The sequence below is a fragment of the Halomonas sp. 72 genome, from assembly GCF_052379785.1.
Taxonomy (GTDB): Bacteria; Pseudomonadota; Gammaproteobacteria; order Pseudomonadales; family Halomonadaceae; genus Vreelandella; species Vreelandella citrativorans.
On sequence record NZ_JBQSYY010000003.1, the window covers coordinates 181,159 to 196,889 of the forward strand.

18 protein-coding genes and 1 tRNA gene are annotated in these 15,731 nt (G+C 58.7%); 3 read left to right on the top strand and 16 right to left on the bottom strand.

All coding sequences use genetic code 11. The features are described from left to right. Positions 1–4: 4 nt before the first annotated feature. The 14 genes from ACT3T6_RS04740 to ACT3T6_RS04805 are packed head-to-tail and all read right to left on the bottom strand — an operon-like array spanning position 5 to position 12,565. Positions 5–574 carry a DUF3261 domain-containing protein gene (locus ACT3T6_RS04740; RefSeq protein WP_193053591.1) on the bottom strand — a complete coding sequence of 190 codons (570 nt, stop codon included), beginning with the start codon at positions 572–574 and terminating at the stop codon, positions 5–7. After that, positions 571–1,857, bottom strand: a complete 1,287-nt coding sequence (locus ACT3T6_RS04745; RefSeq protein WP_287077353.1) for an NAD(P)/FAD-dependent oxidoreductase — start codon at positions 1,855–1,857, stop codon at positions 571–573. The genes ACT3T6_RS04740 and ACT3T6_RS04745 overlap by 4 nt, the downstream gene beginning before the upstream one ends. Continuing rightward, entirely contained in the window at positions 1,857–4,154 is a 2,298-nt protein-coding gene (locus ACT3T6_RS04750; RefSeq protein ID WP_193053462.1) for an MMPL family transporter, read from the bottom strand. The genes ACT3T6_RS04745 and ACT3T6_RS04750 overlap by 1 nt, the downstream gene beginning before the upstream one ends. Next, positions 4,151–4,720 (bottom strand): LolA family protein, encoded by a 570-nt coding sequence (locus tag ACT3T6_RS04755; RefSeq protein WP_193053463.1) that lies wholly within the window; start codon positions 4,718–4,720, stop codon positions 4,151–4,153. The genes ACT3T6_RS04750 and ACT3T6_RS04755 overlap by 4 nt, the downstream gene beginning before the upstream one ends. Further along, complete coding sequence (locus ACT3T6_RS04760; RefSeq protein WP_193053464.1) at positions 4,717–5,157, bottom strand: acyl-CoA thioesterase; 441 nt, start codon at positions 5,155–5,157, stop codon at positions 4,717–4,719. Before ACT3T6_RS04760 ends, ACT3T6_RS04755 begins: the two co-directional genes overlap by 4 nt. Then, a complete protein-coding gene (locus ACT3T6_RS04765; RefSeq protein WP_226913423.1) occupies positions 5,147–6,718 on the bottom strand; it encodes an HAL/PAL/TAL family ammonia-lyase in 1,572 nt (523 codons plus the stop codon). Before ACT3T6_RS04765 ends, ACT3T6_RS04760 begins: the two co-directional genes overlap by 11 nt. Next, positions 6,702–7,643, bottom strand: coding sequence for an LpxL/LpxP family acyltransferase (locus ACT3T6_RS04770; protein ID WP_193053465.1), 942 nt, complete (start codon positions 7,641–7,643; stop codon positions 6,702–6,704). Before ACT3T6_RS04770 ends, ACT3T6_RS04765 begins: the two co-directional genes overlap by 17 nt. Beyond that, positions 7,640–8,395, bottom strand: a complete 756-nt coding sequence (locus ACT3T6_RS04775) for a glycosyltransferase family 2 protein (protein ID WP_193053466.1) — start codon at positions 8,393–8,395, stop codon at positions 7,640–7,642. The genes ACT3T6_RS04770 and ACT3T6_RS04775 overlap by 4 nt, the downstream gene beginning before the upstream one ends. Next, complete coding sequence (locus tag ACT3T6_RS04780) at positions 8,388–10,085, bottom strand: AMP-binding protein (protein WP_193053467.1); 1,698 nt, start codon at positions 10,083–10,085, stop codon at positions 8,388–8,390. The genes ACT3T6_RS04775 and ACT3T6_RS04780 overlap by 8 nt, the downstream gene beginning before the upstream one ends. Beyond that, positions 10,082–10,606, bottom strand: coding sequence for a hypothetical protein (locus ACT3T6_RS04785; protein ID WP_226913424.1), 525 nt, complete (start codon positions 10,604–10,606; stop codon positions 10,082–10,084). The genes ACT3T6_RS04780 and ACT3T6_RS04785 overlap by 4 nt, the downstream gene beginning before the upstream one ends. 2 nt (positions 10,607–10,608) lie before the next feature. Beyond that, positions 10,609–10,875, bottom strand: coding sequence for an acyl carrier protein (locus ACT3T6_RS04790; protein ID WP_193053468.1), 267 nt, complete (start codon positions 10,873–10,875; stop codon positions 10,609–10,611). Continuing rightward, entirely contained in the window at positions 10,865–11,140 is a 276-nt protein-coding gene (locus tag ACT3T6_RS04795; RefSeq protein ID WP_193053469.1) for a phosphopantetheine-binding protein, read from the bottom strand. Before ACT3T6_RS04795 ends, ACT3T6_RS04790 begins: the two co-directional genes overlap by 11 nt. Continuing rightward, the gene (locus ACT3T6_RS04800) at positions 11,106–11,900 is read right to left on the bottom strand and encodes a lysophospholipid acyltransferase family protein (RefSeq protein WP_193053470.1); all 795 of its coding nucleotides are present in this window, start codon (positions 11,898–11,900) and stop codon (positions 11,106–11,108) included. The genes ACT3T6_RS04795 and ACT3T6_RS04800 overlap by 35 nt, the downstream gene beginning before the upstream one ends. Beyond that, positions 11,897–12,565, bottom strand: coding sequence for a beta-ketoacyl synthase chain length factor (locus ACT3T6_RS04805; RefSeq protein WP_287077342.1), 669 nt, complete (start codon positions 12,563–12,565; stop codon positions 11,897–11,899). Before ACT3T6_RS04805 ends, ACT3T6_RS04800 begins: the two co-directional genes overlap by 4 nt. A 233-nt stretch (positions 12,566–12,798) precedes the next feature. On the opposite strand from ACT3T6_RS04805, the gene ACT3T6_RS04810 reads away from it, so the two are divergent. After that, positions 12,799–13,467, top strand: a complete 669-nt coding sequence (locus tag ACT3T6_RS04810) for a flagellar biosynthesis protein (protein ID WP_193053471.1) — start codon at positions 12,799–12,801, stop codon at positions 13,465–13,467. Positions 13,468–13,537: 70 nt separating this feature from the next. Here ACT3T6_RS04810 and ACT3T6_RS04815 read toward each other — a convergent pair. Together ACT3T6_RS04815 and ispB are read right to left on the bottom strand one after the other, a co-directional pair. Further along, positions 13,538–13,614 (bottom strand) — tRNA-Pro (locus ACT3T6_RS04815). An 86-nt stretch (positions 13,615–13,700) separates the two neighbouring features. Beyond that, on the bottom strand, positions 13,701–14,705 hold the full coding sequence (ispB, locus tag ACT3T6_RS04820; protein ID WP_193053472.1) for an octaprenyl diphosphate synthase: 1,005 nt from the start codon (positions 14,703–14,705) through the stop codon (positions 13,701–13,703). Positions 14,706–15,012: 307 nt separating this feature from the next. Between ispB and rplU the strand changes: the two genes are divergently transcribed. Both rplU and rpmA read left to right on the top strand, forming a co-directional pair. After that, positions 15,013–15,324 (top strand): 50S ribosomal protein L21, encoded by a 312-nt coding sequence (gene rplU, locus ACT3T6_RS04825; protein ID WP_087108812.1) that lies wholly within the window; start codon positions 15,013–15,015, stop codon positions 15,322–15,324. Between the two features lie 31 nt (positions 15,325–15,355). Next, positions 15,356–15,613 carry a 50S ribosomal protein L27 gene (gene rpmA / locus ACT3T6_RS04830; RefSeq protein WP_018917617.1) on the top strand — a complete coding sequence of 86 codons (258 nt, stop codon included), beginning with the start codon at positions 15,356–15,358 and terminating at the stop codon, positions 15,611–15,613. Positions 15,614–15,731 lie beyond the last annotated feature (118 nt).

The window sequence follows — 15,731 nt, forward strand, 5'->3', positions numbered from 1 at the left end:
GCTATCAAGGGGTTAAGCATGGGGCGGTTGTCTGGTCGGTGTCACTAAGGGGCATGATATACAGGCGGTAACCTGCCTCAACGTCGTCAATTAACGTGCATGCCGAGTTACCGCTGATCCGCGCCACGATACGCTGCCGGTAGCGCATCGTGCGGCCCGTCTCATCCTCCTGGATTGACCAGGCGTTGGACCCAAAGGCTTGTTCAATCGCCGGTGCGGGCCACAGGTTCCAGCTCAAACGGCTGGCCAGCCACTCAGCGGTAAAGGGCGGCTCAAAGGCGGCATCCTGTAGAAAGCGGCTGCCGCTATCGTCGTGTATCAGAGTCAGTAGGCGCTGGCCTTGTGGGCTTAGTATGACCAGGCGCAACGTCTTGTCGTCGTGGCGCAGAACGCCAATCATCTCATGACGCTGGTCATCATGTTCAAACGTCAGGCGCTGCCGCTGCGTTTCCATCGCCGGTAGTGTCGCGAGGCTGGGTACGGTCGCTACCGGCCGCCCGGCACAGCCGAACAGCAGAAGCAGGGCGCTGAGCAGCCCTGCCTGACATGCGAAGCGAAACAACGTGGTGGTCATTTTTCCTTCCCTGCGGTATCGCAGTGCATATCGGTACAGGCCTCTGCCAGACTGTCTAACCGCCGACGGCTGGCGGCAACGAACGGGTTTTCTTCATCCCAGGCGTAGCCGGCGAGCACTGAGCTGATCATGGTGCGTATGCGTGGTATCTGTTGGTCATTGAAGATGATGCGCGGTAGGCGGCCATCGTACCAGGCCTCCACGAATTCACGGAAGGTGGCAACGCCGCGTCGTAGGGGCTGTTCAAACTGGCTATTCCAATCGACGTGCTCACCGGCGAGCTGGCGCTCGACCAGGGGGGCGGCACGCAGGGCTGAATCCAGGGCAATGGTGACCCCTGAAGAGAAAACCGGATCAAGAAATTCGCCCGCGTTACCCAGCAGGGCAAAACCGGGGCCGTGCAGTTGCTCGACATCTGCTGAATAACCCTCTAAGCGGCTAACCGCGCGAATGGCGTTCGCATTGGCCAGTAGTTCGGCGAGCCTCGGTTCGGCACGTATGAAGTGCCAGAGGCGCTCCTCATCATTGATACCTGCAGCTTCCAGTGTTGCCCGGTCACCTACTACGCCAACCGATGCCCGCCCATTCGTGAAGGGAATCAGCCAGTACCAGATGCCGGGATGCTCAGGGTGCAAACCGATCAGGATCTTCTCGCGGTCGTAACGCGAACAATCAATGTGATCGTCAATATGGGTAAACAGCGCGCAGCGTGATTCAAGCGTCGAGGGGCGGGCAAGGCCGGTGAGGCGCGCCAGGACGCGACCATAACCACTGGCGTCGAGCACAAAGCGTGCGTGTAACGAGCGCTGCTCACCGTTGGCATCGACCAACGTAAGGCTGGGGCGTTCGGGATCGGCGACAAAGGCTTCAACGCGGGTATCAAACTCAACCTGGGCGCCCAGCTGGCGCGCGCCTTCGATTAAGCGCTGGTCGAAATCAGCGCGTTCAATCTGCCACGTGGTGCCTGGGCCTGGCGTGAACTTGTCGCGAAAATCGATGGCCGCATAGCGGTCCCGCCAAGTGAAGGCCGCCCCGTTCTTGGTTTGAAATCCGCCTGCCTTGGCGGCATCCAGCAGGCCACAGGCTTCAAGGTGGACCATGCACTGTGGCAGCAAACTTTCGCCGATGGAAAAGCGCGGAAAGCGGCTGCGCTCAATCACCCGCACGTCCAGACCCCGCTGGGCAAGCCAGGCCGCCGCTGCCGCGCCGGAAGGCCCGGCGCCGATGATGGCGACATCGGTGGTATCCTGGATGTTCATGTGTTGCGTTGTTTCTATAGCCATCAGGGAGTGTCCTGTCGAGAAGATAAAGACCAAGTGCCTGCCCTGGCAAACGGTACAAGCGCCCAAGCTGATGCAAGGCCAATGAGGCAAGTGAGCCCCAGGTAGTGAAGCGCCGGGGTGGCACTGAACGCCAGTAGGCCAAAGGCCAACAGGCTTGAGGCACACGACAGGCTAATGGCCAGCCAGGCAGCTGGGCTGTTTGGGTGCTCCGTGCTGAATATACCCGCGTCGAGACCGATACCCAGTACCAGCAGCAATCCCAGCAGGTGGAAAAGCGTCAATCCGATATTAAAGGCGCTCAACAGCGCGATGGTTGACAGCAGTGCGCCCAGCGGGGGCAATAATACGCGCCAGGCCCGCCTGCGATAGCGAACGCCAAATATCACCGCAAGCCCCGCCACGGCGATGGCCAGGCACAGGGCGATCTGGTCGCGGAGCTGCGACAAGTGGCTAGATAACGTTGCCACGCGGTTCTGGTAGAGTACGTATTGCGGTGCAGCAAGGTGAGTAAATGCTTGCTGAGCAGTACTGTCGGCATCACCCAGCGTTATCAGCGCCGCCATATCTGTACGCTCGGCATCGGCGGCTGTGCCTAGCCAGAGCATGGCATCGGCTTGCCCCGCGGGGGTGTTGAGCCACGCAGTGATCGTCAGCAGCGGCACGCTTTCAAGCGAGCGCTGCGCGGCTTCCTGCAACGTTGAGGGAAGGCCTGCTTGGGCGATCAGCTCGGGCAGGGCGTTGCGGTAGGCCTGGCGCACACGCTCAAGGTTGGCGTCTTGCGTCGCTGGAGAGGGCACCGCCTGGGCCAGGTGGCGGTAGTGGGTCAAGTGCCCTTGTGCCTCTAAATCGGCAAGGTCCGCGTCCAGAGCTTCAAGGCGCTCCAATAGTTCGTCTTCCTGCTCGGCGGTGACAAGCAGGTAGCGGCTGGCGGTCGGGCTATCCAGCAGTATCTGCACGCGTTGCTGCTCGCTAATCAGCTCGGCCGGTGAAGGATTGAGCTGGCGAAGATCATCGTCAGCGGACAGCCGCGTGGCGATCATGACGACTGCGAGAACCCCAAGTAGAGCGAGTAGCCCCCAATACCTGGGCGCGTGAGGCGGTAAACGTAGACGGTTCAACTGAGTGGCAATCCGCGTGGTGGCGGCATGAGGGCGCGGGGTGAACCACGGCAGCCAAAGCCGCACCGTTAGCCAGGCGCCAATTAGCCCCAGTGCCACGAACGTGGCCATCTGGCGCAGCCCCGGCAGCGGCGTGGCAAGCTGGACAAGATAGGCGACCAGGCTGGATATCAGGCCGAGTAATAGCCCCGGCCAAAGCCTGGCGAGCGGCTGTTCGGGCGCCAGCTGGCGAGCGCATTGAAAATGCAGGGCGTAATCTATCGCAATGCCGATCAAGCTAGCGCCAAAGGCCAGCGTCAGCAGGTTGAGCGTACCAAAAAGTAGCCAGGTCAAGGGCAGTGCAAACAGAACGCCACACGCCACCGGCAGCAACAGGCTGGCCAGTATCGAACCGCGCCGAAAGGTGACCCAGAGTAGCAAGGCGATACCCAGCAGCGAGCCAATGCCGATGGTCAAGGTTTCGCGCTTGGCTTGCTCGGCACCGGCGGCGGCGTGAAACACCAGCCCGCTTCGCAACAGCTCGGCTTCTGGGTGAGCATCGCTAAACTCCGCAAGCGCTGTGACAAGGCGTTGCTGCATGGCCATATCGTAGGGGCTGGCCGTGAGTTGACCGCTTACGATGAACCAGTTACCGCTCTCATCCCTGACGGCAGGCAGGCCGTCGATCAGGCGAATGGGGCCCGCCAGGCGTTGGTCCTGCCAGGCATCCAGCAGGCCAAAGGGGTCCTGGCGTGGGTCAGCGCCACTGCCTGGCGTGAATAGCTGGCGCAGGCCTCGTTGCACCCAAGCGTCGTTATCGGCAGCGGCCAACGAGGGCGATAGCAGCCGATAACGGTACGCTGACAAGTCGCTGTCGGGGGTGTGCAGAAGGTCATCGTCGAAGGCTGTGACGCTGGCCGATTGTTTAAGACGGGTCTTGAGGTCCGCAACCAGCTGAGCCGGCGATTCGTCCCGCAACAGCAGCACGAAGCGATCCTCGAAGGCCTGCGTCAGGCGCTGTTCGGCGTGTTCGAGCAGCGCTCCCTGCCGGGTGTCCGGCAACAGCGTGGTAATGCGCGTATCCAGTGCTGCGCCTCTGCTCAGCAGGCTCGCCAAGAGCAAGGCGCAGCCCAGCAGCAGCCCCGCCCAGCCGATAGCTGCCAGACGCTCCAGGCGGCCGGGACGCGTTGCTTCACTCACGATGTATGCTTATCGTCTTCAAGACGCTCGCAAGCCGCACCGCTCAAGGTAAGCTCAAGGCGGTCATCATTGGTGAACATGATCTCGACACGCTCTACCTGCTGGTTGCCGTAAACCAGCAACTGGTCAAGCCGTTGGGCGATGTTCGCTTCACTGGGCGTCAGCTTGGCCTGCCACTCTTCCTGGGTGCCGCTGAGTTCGATGGTGAAGTATCTCTCCAATGCCTGCCAGTCGCCTGAAAGCAGGCCACCAAGCACCGGGGCGACCGCCTGAAAGCCCATCGGCAGCTCGTCGTTGTCCGCGCTCATCACCACGCGGTCATTAATGGGGGAGGTCGTTTGCCAGACAAGCCCTGCGTCTTGATGTTCAAAGGTTCCACGGCTTTCTAGCTGACTGTCGAGATCGGCTAGCCAGCGTGTCTGCTCGAATCGCCCGCACTGCGGTGCATTGTCGGCCAGGCGTGCGGCAAGCTCGTCAGCGTCGGGAGCTGCCCACGCGGTGGCGCTGGCGCTGATGGCTAGAAGGGTAAAGACAAAAAAAGCCGCTTGGTGAATAGCGCGCATCATTGGTTGGCCTCCTGCCAGGCGAGCAGACGTTCCAGTAGAACGGGGGGCGATTCCAGGCGCATTTCTCGATCTTCAATTCCGACGGCCACCTGTACGCTCCAGGCGCGCGTCAGGCGTTTGCGGGTGTGTGCATCGCGAATGGTGTAGTCGATCTTGAGGCGGTTCTCCCACTCGCTCAGGCGCGCTTCGATTGCGATTCGCTGGGCGAATAGCACCGGTGCCGCGTAGCGCAGGCGTAAATCGATCACCGGCCAGGCAAATCCTGAGGCCTGCATTTGGGGATAGTTGTAATTGAGCGCATCGAGCAGCGTGCAGCGGGCAATTTCCAGGTAGCGCACATAGTGGCCGTGCCAGGCCACCTGCATCATGTCGATATCGTGAAACGGTATCGTCAGTTCGGTCTCGTAGCGGGGCAGTTTGCCATCATCAAGCGTCATATAGGCTCCAGTGGCGTTGGCGAATCACGTCACACAGAGTGCGGAGTTCGTGTTCCAGGGCGCGGTCTTCGCCAAGTGCCGGAAAGATCTGGCGGCAGTCGGTCAGAAATTCAGCCAGGCGGTCGGGCAGCGGTGGCGCATCGCCTATCTGGCTGCGTAGCTCAACACCCTGACAGGCCGCGTGCAGTGTGGCGGCCGCGACCTGTTCTACCAGAGTGAGCACACGCAGCGCATCGCGGGCGGCGATCGTGCCCATGCTGACCTTGTCCTGATTGTGGCATTCGGTGGAGCGCGAGAAAACGCTGGCAGGCATGGTCAGCTTCAGCGCCTCGGCGGTCCATGCTGACGCGCCGATTTGCACGGCCTTGTAGCCATGATTAAGGCTGGCTCGCTCGGGGGCGGCACCGCTTAAGTTGCTGGGCAAACCATGATTAAAACGAGCATCCACCAGTAGCGCCAGTTGGCGGTCGAGCAAATCCGCGAGGTTGGCGCAGGCCTGCTTGAGGCTATCCATGGCGAAGGCGACATGGCCGCCGTAAAAGTGACCGCCGTGCATGACCTTGCCTTGTTCGGCGTCGATCAACGGGTTGTCATTGGCGCTGTTGAGTTCGTTCTCGAGAAACTGGCGCCACCAGGGCAGGGCATCTTCCACTACGCCGATCACGTGCGGGGCGCAGCGCGTCGAGTAGCGATCCTGAAGGCGCGATGAGTTGCGCGGCGTATCGGGCGCGTGGAGATCCTCGCGCAGGCGTTCGGCTACCTTATTCTGCCCCGGATGCGGTTTGGCGGCGAAAAGCTCGGCATCAAAGTGGTAGGGGTTGCCGTTCAGCGCATGCACGGAGAGCGCTGTGATGCGCGTGGCCAGCCGCGCCAGATAAGTGGTGCGGGCGAAGGCGAACACGCTCAGCGCTGTCATCACCGCGGTGCCGTTCATCAGCGCCAGGCCTTCCTTGGGCTTCAGGCGATAGGGGGTCAGCCCGTGCTCGGTAAACACCTCCGCCGTAGGCCGCCGCTGGCCGTCATGAAATACGTCCCGCTCACCGCACAAGACGGCGGCCAGGTAAGATAGTGGCGTGAGATCCCCGCTGGCCCCGACAGAACCTTCTTCAGGAATGACCGGTATCACATCGTGTTCAAGCAACCATGCCAAGCGCTCAAGAAGCTCGACGCTGACCCCCGAAACGCCGCGACAAAGCGAGACAAGGCGTACCATGATCACCGCCCGTGCGGCCTCAACTGTCAGCGCCTCGCCCAGCCCGCAGCCATGAAAGGTGTATAGCTGGCGGGGCAGTTGCTCCAGGTCGGAGGCGGAGACTTCGCGGGTGCAGGAGTCGCCATAGCCGGTGGTAACGCCGTAGACGACGCCCTCTTCCTCAAGCAGGCGCTCAAGAAAGGCATTGCCTTTGGCAATACGCTTACGAAAATCGGGTGCCGTCGACAGAATGACGCGACGGCGACCTTCGGCAACCGCCAGCACGTCTTCAAGGCTGACCATCGATCCATCCAGAATGAGCGGCGCGCTAGTGAGAGGGCCCGCCGTCGGGTCACGCAGTATCGTCATGAAGGTATCCAGTGTCATTTATCCAGAAGGGATAAAAATTGAACCATTGCAGCGGGTGCCGCCGAACGCGTTCGGCCAGGTGGTCGGCATGCGCCTGCATGGTATCGGTAATCCACGTTTCACGCTGACGACGAGGCAGGTCTCGGGTGTCGCCAAGAAGCTCAAAGTCGATTCTGAAGTGGTCATCATCGCGTACGCAGGCCAGCGTATAGAGGGGGCAACGCAGCAAGGTGGCCAGGCGGAAAGGGCCTTCCGGGAAGCTTGCCTGGTCGCCGAGAAAATCAAACGACTGGGTTCGCTCTCCTGACAGGGGAAGGCGGTCGGCAGCGATGACCACATAGCCACCGGCGTTAATACGCTCGGCCAGCGTCTGGGCAGTTGCCGGGGTAACTTCGCTGACTTCGAGAATCTGTGGGCGCGGCTTGCCTGTGACGCGTTCAAGCAGAGCATTGAACTTGCGTGCATTGCGGGTGTGCATCATCACCGTTAGGTCGAGATTGGTATGGCGTTCGGTCAGCGCATTCACTACGTCAAGATTGCCGTGGTGGGCGACAAGGATCAATCCGCCTTGACCGCCAGCGATCGCTTGAGTGAAGCGCTCGACCCCGCTACCCACCAGGCGCTCGTCGGCAATATGGCCACTCCACGCTTCGACCTTGTCCATCAGCGTTTCGCCAAAGGCCAGAAAGTGGCGATAGCTGTGCCACCAACGGGCGACAGGCTGCTGCTTGAGCGTGGGGTCAAGGCGTTGCAGAAAAGCCTGGGAAGCACGTCGCGCCGTGGTGTGGACGAGAAAATACCAAAGCATCACCGGCCATAGCGCCAGCCGAAAAGGCCAGCGTCCCAGGCGCCGCTGTATGACCACCATCAGGGTCATTCCCAGCAGCGTCCCGCGTTCGCCGATCCGCGCCCAGTGGTAGTTCATGGGCTCGCCACGCGGTGTGGCTGTCTGCGCCGGGTGAGCAAGCGTGGGAGGCGCCACAACATGCCGAAAAACAGGCGCGTATGCATCAGCGATATCTGCCGGTTATCGCGCCATACGGCAAAATGGCTGATGCCGTCGCGGGGGTAGTGCACGCGTACCGGGCGGTGCATCATGGCGCCTTGTGCCCAGTGCCAGCGCACCAGCACTTCGGTATCGAAGGTCATGCGATTGCCGCAGGGGTGGCGGGCCAGCATTCGGTTGAGCGGCGCCACCGGATAGAGCCTGACACCGCACATCGAGTCGCGAATATCCAGCGATAAGGTATTTATCCACACCCAGATATGGGTGGCGTAGCGGCCATAGAAGCGCACTCTGGGTACGCTGGCGTCATATCGAGGATAACCCACTACCAGCGTGTGCTGGGCTACCGTTAACGTGGCGAGAAACGCGGGCAGATCGTCGACCCCGTGCTGGCCGTCGGCATCGACCTGAAGTGCATGGCTGAACCCCAACTGCTCGGCGTAGCGTAGTCCGGCACGCACCGCCGCCCCCTTGCCCTGGTTAGTCTCAAGACGCAGCAGGTGATGGCCCTGTTCAGCCAGGCGATCCAAAACGGCGGCGCACTGCTGATCACTGCCGTCATCGACCAGTAACAGCGGTATCTCCAGCGCAGTCAGTTCCTCGCATAGCGGGGTGATTGTCGCTGGGTGGTTATACACAGGGATAAGGATACAGGGCCTTGGCTCAGCCATGCTGATCTTCCTTGGGTGCTTGCAGGCGAACCTGCCCGGTGCAGTGGCGCCCTTCCTGGGAGTCAATGCTAAACGCGATACCATCCTTGCGGCGGGTCAGCTGTAGGGTGAAACGAGTGCCGGGCAGCAGCGCGCGCGTAAACTTCAAGCGCTCGATACCGAGAAACAGGCCTCTGTGGCCAAAGATATCGTTAGCGTAATCGATAGCCCACTGCACCATCACCACGCCCGGGACGATCGGGTACTGATCGAAATGGCCTTCCAGAAACACCAGCCGTTCCGGGACTTCCAGTGTCAGTACGCAACTGTTGGCATCCAGAGGATGCTCGCCCAACCAGCGCGGCGCTTTCGGGTCGTCCAGATCGGCAAACAGGCGGTTGATTAGCGTGCGGTCCAGCTTTCCCTGGGCATTGCTCGGCAGCGTTTCGACAAAGCGCCAATAACGGGGCACGGCAATAGGCTCCAAGTGGTCGGAAAGGTTTTCGCGCATGCGCTGGATCAAATTCTGCCGAGCATCACGCTGGTGCGGAATCGATGGTTTATCCAGCACGACCACCGCCCCCAGGCGGCTGTCGGCGCGGTCAAGGTCGACACAGCGTACCTCGCTGACCGCTTCCACTGCCGTAAGAATGCGCTCCACATGGTCGAGCGAGACACGCTTGCCGCCAATCTTGACCAGGCGATCCGCCCGACCCAGCAGCGTGAAGCCGTCATCTGCTGGCGCCGCTTGGTCTGGCTGATGCCACCACTGTTGAGGCGTCTCCAGAAACGGCGACCGCAAACTCAGGCTGCCGTTTTGAAACGATAACTCCACGCCGGGCAGCGGCTGCCAGCTGGAACGGCGTGTTTGGCGACGCTGGGCAATGCCGCCCGTTTCGGTACTGCCATAAATCTCGATGACCGGCGCCTGTAACAGGCGTTCAGCAAGCTGAGCATGTGCCAGTGCCAAGGGCGCACCAGATGAGAACACGCGGGCAGGCGGCGTAGCGGTGTGCCAGGGGAGGTGTTCAGGCAAGCGCGAGAGCTGAGCAGGGGAGCTAACCACGACCGGGTGCAGGCCTGCAGCATCGGCTTCCTGCAAACGGGCTATAAGCGCTTCGGGATAACGGCTTTCACCACCACAGAACGGCACGCCTGTGCATAAGGGGTGCAGTATGCCGGCGAGCAGCCCGTAAATATGCTGGTGGCTGACCTGGGAAATAACCCCGCTGTCTGCCAGTGGCCAAAGCCTGGCGTGAGCTGATAACTCTGCCTCCAATTGATCAAAACGCTTGGCTAACTGAACAGGGTTGCCGGTGGAGCCTGAGGTGGATAGCACGACGGCAGTAGCGCTTGGGTCCAGAAATGCCGTGCGGGGGCGTGTTTCAGCGCCCTGCGGGAGCCGCGGCTCAGGCGCATCGGGCAGGGTGCCGTCGACTTCGTTTGCTAGTCGGGAGAGCGTTTCGGGGCGATCATCGGCGGGCAGCACGGCGACCCGGCCGCTTTCCCACAAGGCGATCAATGCGGCGCAGAACGCTAACGGCTGCTGCTGGCATAGTAGCCAGCGGCCGTTGGGTTTGTCCGTCAGCCAGTGGTGCCATGCATCAATATGCGCCGTAAGCGAAGCGCCACACACCCAGTGGCTGGGAAGTGACGCATGACGGGGAGTGGATTTACGCCAGGGTAACTGAGTAAGCGAGATAAAGGTCATGTCAGGCGGCTCCGCAACTGATGACGTACTAACCATTCACCGGTAAACATGACGGCGATTAAGCCATAGCTGATGGCACCGTTGTACAGTGTCCATGTTGCCAAACTCGCGTACAGTGCTGTCCAGCTTGCGATGGCACCGTTGAGTATGAAAAAGCCGCACCATGCCCAGGTAACATTTCGGGTATAGCGTACGCCAGCGGCGGGCAGCTCGGGCTCGCGTAGGCGCGCCAAACGTTCGATGACCGGCATTCCTCGCCACAGGCTGGAGAGAAAAATAGCCAGCATGACCGCGTTTACGGCCACAGGGTATGCGCGCATGCCGAGTTCCGCGTGCCCCAGCCCGCCCAGGGCGACCAGCAGGACCGCCGCAGCGGCTGCCAGGTAGCGGGCTTGCGGCATTCTCCAGGCGAGTAGTGCCGCACCTATGATCAATAACGGCCAGCTGCCAACGTCATCATGCAAAAGAAGCACCAGTAGTGGCCACATCAATGCGCACGCCATGCTTGCGTATTTGGGCATGGTTACCGCTGCATCAAGTGTTCGACGGCAGTGACAACATCGCTGATCGTGCGCACTGATTTGAAATCCTCAGGCTTGATGCGTCGTCCAGTGAATTGCTTTAGCTCGACGACAAGGTCTACCGCGTCGATGCTATCGATATCCAGATCCTCATAGAGGCGGGCGTCAGGCTCTATTTCGCTGGCATTGAGCTCAAACAGATCAACCAGTGTCTTGCGAATATGGGCGAGTATCTCTGCGCGCTGGTGATCAGCGGTTTCAATTGACACGGCGGGCCTCCACGAGTGCTTGCAGCGCCGCCAGGCTTTCGAAATGGCGACGCGTCTCATCGGCTTCGGAATCAAGCTTGATACCGTACTGCTTTTGCAGTGCCAGCCCGAGTTCAAGCGCATCGATAGAGTCAAGCCCTAGCCCTTCGCCAAACAGAGGAGCGTTTGGGTCAATATCGGCAGGCGTAATATCTTCAAGCTCTAGCGCGCCAATGATGAGACGCTTGAGTTCAAGTTCCAGCGCCTGATTGCAGGTTTCTATCATGATGGAAGTGTTCCAGTTCTCTGTTGAAGTGGTCGCTCAGCCATTGAGTTAGTTGTCTAGCGAGCTGGCCGGTTGGTTGTTGGCTAGTCGAATCAACGTGCAGGTCGTCAAGTACGCTAAGCTCCATTAACACCCTGGTAGCGGGGATGTGGTACCAGGGTTCGTGTTTTGTCAGTGTGGTCGGCGTGCAGCGTATCAGGACGGGGGTGAGCGCTGTACCGGTGCGTAGGGCGATATTTGCTCCCCCGCGACGAAATTTGATCGGGCGTTTCGGGCTAGTGCGAGTGCCTTCAGGAAATAGAATCAGTGAGTCACCTCGTTGCAGGCTCTGACGGGCAGCCTCCAGCACTGACTCGGGGTCATCGTTGGTGATATAGCCCGCAGCACGAATAGGGCCGCGGGTAATAAAATTGCGGGTCAGCCGACCCTTTACAATACAGTTGGCATGAGACGTGTAAGCGATTAAAAAAATAACGTCGATGAGCGAGGGGTGGTTGGCAATCACAAGCAATCCAGGGCGTTTGAGGCGCTCAGAATTGTCAACGCGGTAATCAAGCACGCCAAGGCCTTTCATCAAATTGATGAACCCGAGAAAGCAGACGCGGATAAGGCGGCGCGCCAGGTAGCGGCGCCGCTCAGTATTACGCACGCAGAGGTTCAACAGTGGCGCAATCACCAAGCCAATGAAAAGGCCACCGATCCCGAAGACTGTGAAGGAAATAGCCGTACCCAAGCCGCGATACAGTTGGTTGATACTCATTCCTGCTCCAGATGCCAGCGCTGTCGACCGTTTAGGAAAGCGGTCTCCCCACTAAGCCACTGCAGCACATTGACCGGTGTCGGAGAAGTGCTGTGGGCTGATGTAGATGCCGTGATGGCGCGACCTCGTTGCAGAGTTAAGCGCATGCCAATAACACAGGCTGTGCCTGGATGCTGTGTTACGCCCTGATAGGCCGCAGGAAGACAACTTTCTGAAAATGCCGCAACCACGGCAGGGTAGCCTGCCATCAGATACCCATACGACTCATGAAGAAGCGCCTCAAACTCATCACCACAAGCGCCTAACGCCTGCAAGGGGCGGTGATGCGATCGCGCAATAGAGTGAACGCCCAGAATAGCGTTATGCACTGACATCGAGAAGCGGGTAGGTGAGATCGGGTCGCCCCGCTGCAGGCTCTCCAGCATCGCGAGCGTATGCGTCGTATCGCCATGCCGTGAGGCATGCACTAAGGGGGCATTAGCCTGTGGGTCGAGTTCTCGCAGAATATCGCAAGTGGCGTGCCCTGTATCATCGAGCCGCCGCCGCAGCATAGCAGGCAGTTCGCTACTCAGCTGGGCCGAAATAAGACGATTTGGCTTAACGGTTGCCATTGCCTCTTCAGGAAGCCAGCCCCGCCAGTCTTCGATATATAGAGAAAAGGACACCACTTAGCAGCCTGCTCAAAAAAGGCGGCTACTTTAACTTAATTATAGGGTGTGGAAAAGGAATGCGGCTCAAATGATGCGAAACGGCGAGGTGATCTCAATAGGCAGATCGTTCAAGGCTTGAGGTAATAATGCTGGCTTTGCCTAAGTTGACATAGCCCCCTCCAAGGGGGAAGCTTTAACTCCTGGTAAATAACTTTATTAGATAAAAACTAATCAAAGGGGATAAGGCATTGAGACTTAACATATATTCAGGGGTAGTGGCGGTTTTTTGTCTGGCGTTGCTGTCAGGGTGTGCTACTAGCCGCAGCGAAATAGCGCTGACACTGCCAGAAGAAAATACGAGTCAATATATTAGTGAAGGGCAAGAAGTAATAATAGGCGAGGTGATAGATCGCAGGGTTTTTGAGGAGGCGCCAAGAGAGCCGAGTACTCCTTCGCTTGGAAAAGGAGGGGTAAGCAAAGCGTCCGATGAGACCAAGGCAAGAGCGGTTGGTCGAAAAAGAAACTCTTACGGTATGGCGATGGGGGATGTTCTTTTAGAGAATGGACAGACCGTTGATGAAGTCGTGCGTAGCAGCTTGACGCTCGCGTTGCGTGAGTCTGGTTATAATGTCCTCACTCATTCAACTGGCGTCGTCGCAGATACTCCCATAATCGATGTTTACATCGATGAATTTTGGGCATGGTTCAACCCGGGGTTCTGGGCCATCACTTTGAATACCCGCATCGCAACTGTCTTGGAGCTTCGGTCTAGCGAAGCACAAGAAAATGTCTCTGTTCATGCCCTTCAGCGTCGACAAGTCGCAACGGAAAGCGCTTGGATTGAAATCATTGAAAATGCACTGAGTGACTATAGAAACGAGATTGTCAGTATCGCGCCTGACCTGCTCGAAGAATAGGCTAGCGGAAGTGTAGATTAAAAAAACGGCCACTTGCTTTAAAAGCTAAGTGGCCGTTTTTGTATATTTTTGGTCGGAATAGCAGGATTCGAACCTACGACCTCTGCCTCCCGAAGGCAGCGCTCTACCAAGCTGAGCTATATTCCGAAGGTTGTGAGCGGTGCTCGACAACGGGGCGTATCTTACACAAGTAGACGCTTTTTATCAAGCCTCAGCGCCTCTGTTGTGCGAATTTATGCTTCCCTGTCAACGGCCAGGCGGGCGAGTTGCGCCATGCTATCGCGATACGGGCTGGGCGAAAGTACCTCTAATTGCGCCAGTGCTTTACCGGCCATTTCATCGGCGCGTTTACGGGTGTACTCAAGCGCGCCCGTGGCATGAATAATGGCCAGTACGTCATCCAACTGCTCAAGGCCGCCTTTGCGGATCACCTGGCGAATCAGCTTGGCCTGCTCAGGCGTGCCCTGCTCCATGGCGTGAATCAGCGGCAGGGTGGGCTTGCCTTCGGCCAGGTCATCGCCGACATTTTTCCCCATGGCGTCGGCATCGCCCTGGTAATCTAACAGGTCATCAATCAACTGGAAGGCAAGGCCCAGGTAACGGCCATATAACTGTAGCGCCTGGGCTTGCTCGGGTGTGGCATCAGCAAGTACGGCACCGCTGTGGCTGGCAGCTTCAAACAGCATGGCGGTTTTACCTTGAATGGTTTCAAAGTAATCCGCTTCAGAGATGCTGGGGTTGCCAATATTGGTCAGCTGTAGCACTTCGCCTTCGGCGATGGTGCAGGTGGCGCTGGAGAGGATCGCCATGATCTGCATCGACCCAACATCGACCATGAGCTGAAATGAGCGCGAATAGAGAAAGTCACCGACCAACACCGATGGCGCGTTACCCCAGGCATCGTTGGCAGTTTTTTTGCCCCGCCGCATGTGAGATTCATCCACCACGTCGTCGTGGAGCAGCGTCGAGGTGTGCATAAACTCAATCAACGTGGCCAGGGTAATATGCTTGTCGCCCTGGTAGCCCAGTGAGCGAGCCGCCAGCAGTACCAGCATGGGGCGCAAACGCTTGCCGCCGCTTTCAATAATGTATTGGCTGATGGTCTCGACGAGCGGGACTTTCGAGGTGAGCTGCTCAACAATCGTCCGGTTGACGGCTTCAAAGTCATCCGCCACCACGGCGTGCAGCGGTGAGGGCGTAGGGCTGGCAGTCGGGGTTGGGGAGACGTTGGCGGTCATGGGTTCCGTTCATCGCGGCAGGTGGAGGGGTACGCCCCTGAATTGAGGTCATGCTATGGGGCTACCGGGAAAGCGTCAAGGCGCGTGGAGGGCATCCATTCGGCGTGCGACAATAATCATCAATTGACAACGGCCTGTCGTCTTGTGGTAGAAGGCGATTGTCGTTATAATCCGCGACCCACTCATCATGCTCCCTGTCAGATGGCTCCAAAAGGGGCGCCACTCGCAGCAGGTCAATAAGAGCGTCAGGCGATGAGCGCTGGTTATGCAACGCATAACGGCATTACCGATAAGTCCGGAGAGCGACATGTACGCAATTATCAAAAGCGGTGGCAAGCAGTACCGCGTTCAAGAAGGTCAGACCCTTAAACTCGAGAAAATCGAAGTCGCTACCGGCGAAACGATTGAGTTTGATGAAGTGCTGCTGGTTGCAGACGGCGACGACGTAAACATTGGTGCACCGCTGTTGAGTGGCGCCAAGGTTTCCGCTGAAATCGTTTCCCACGGCCGCGGTGACAAGGTGACGATCATTAAATTCCGTCGCCGTAAGCACAGCATGAAGCGTCAGGGCCACCGTCAGTGGTTCACTGAAGTCAAAATTACCGGAATTTCCGCGTAAGCGGTTCATTCCCTGAAAGGAGAATTTTGCAATGGCACATAAAAAGGCAGCCGGCTCCACGCGTAACGGTCGCGATTCCGAATCCAAACGCCTCGGTGTTAAGCTTTTCGGTGGCCAAGCAGCGAACGCAGGTAGCATCATCGTTCGTCAGCGCGGCACGCGTTTCCACGCGGGTACTGGCGTTGGTCTAGGTCGTGATCACACTTTGTTCGCACTGAACGAAGGCTTTGTGAAGTTTGAGACCAAAGGCCCGAAGAACCGCAAATTCGTTAGCATCGTTTCTGAATAAGCAACTCTGGTTGCGTAGAACGTAGTTAATGAAAAAAAGCCCCGCTATGGCGGGGCTTTTTTGTCTGTTTAAACCCTCTTGCCCAATGAATGGAGGCAGGAGCGTTGCATATAGGGCG

Bases quoted from the DNA above. Each gene is read 5' to 3' on its own strand.
- ACT3T6_RS04765 (WP_226913423.1), bottom strand. From the start codon at position 6,718: ATGACGATACTGCGTGACCCGACGGCGGGCCCTCTCACTAGCGCGCCG.
- ACT3T6_RS04800 (WP_193053470.1), bottom strand. From the start codon at position 11,900: ATGAGTATCAACCAACTGTATCGCGGCTTGGGTACGGCTATTTCCTTC.
- ACT3T6_RS04745 (WP_287077353.1), bottom strand. From the start codon at position 1,857: ATGGCTATAGAAACAACGCAACACATGAACATCCAGGATACCACCGAT.
- ACT3T6_RS04795 (WP_193053469.1), bottom strand. From the start codon at position 11,140: ATGATAGAAACCTGCAATCAGGCGCTGGAACTTGAACTCAAGCGTCTC.
- ACT3T6_RS04780 (WP_193053467.1), bottom strand. From the start codon at position 10,085: ATGACCTTTATCTCGCTTACTCAGTTACCCTGGCGTAAATCCACTCCC.
- ACT3T6_RS04770 (WP_193053465.1), bottom strand. From the start codon at position 7,643: ATGAACTACCACTGGGCGCGGATCGGCGAACGCGGGACGCTGCTGGGA.
- ACT3T6_RS04740 (WP_193053591.1), bottom strand. From the start codon at position 574: ATGACCACCACGTTGTTTCGCTTCGCATGTCAGGCAGGGCTGCTCAGC.
- ACT3T6_RS04760 (WP_193053464.1), bottom strand. From the start codon at position 5,157: ATGACGCTTGATGATGGCAAACTGCCCCGCTACGAGACCGAACTGACG.
- ACT3T6_RS04785 (WP_226913424.1), bottom strand. From the start codon at position 10,606: ATGCCCAAATACGCAAGCATGGCGTGCGCATTGATGTGGCCACTACTG.
- rpmA (WP_018917617.1), top strand. From the start codon at position 15,356: ATGGCACATAAAAAGGCAGCCGGCTCCACGCGTAACGGTCGCGATTCC.
- ispB (WP_193053472.1), bottom strand. From the start codon at position 14,705: ATGACCGCCAACGTCTCCCCAACCCCGACTGCCAGCCCTACGCCCTCA.
- ACT3T6_RS04775 (WP_193053466.1), bottom strand. From the start codon at position 8,395: ATGGCTGAGCCAAGGCCCTGTATCCTTATCCCTGTGTATAACCACCCA.
- ACT3T6_RS04755 (WP_193053463.1), bottom strand. From the start codon at position 4,720: ATGATGCGCGCTATTCACCAAGCGGCTTTTTTTGTCTTTACCCTTCTA.
- rplU (WP_087108812.1), top strand. From the start codon at position 15,013: ATGTACGCAATTATCAAAAGCGGTGGCAAGCAGTACCGCGTTCAAGAA.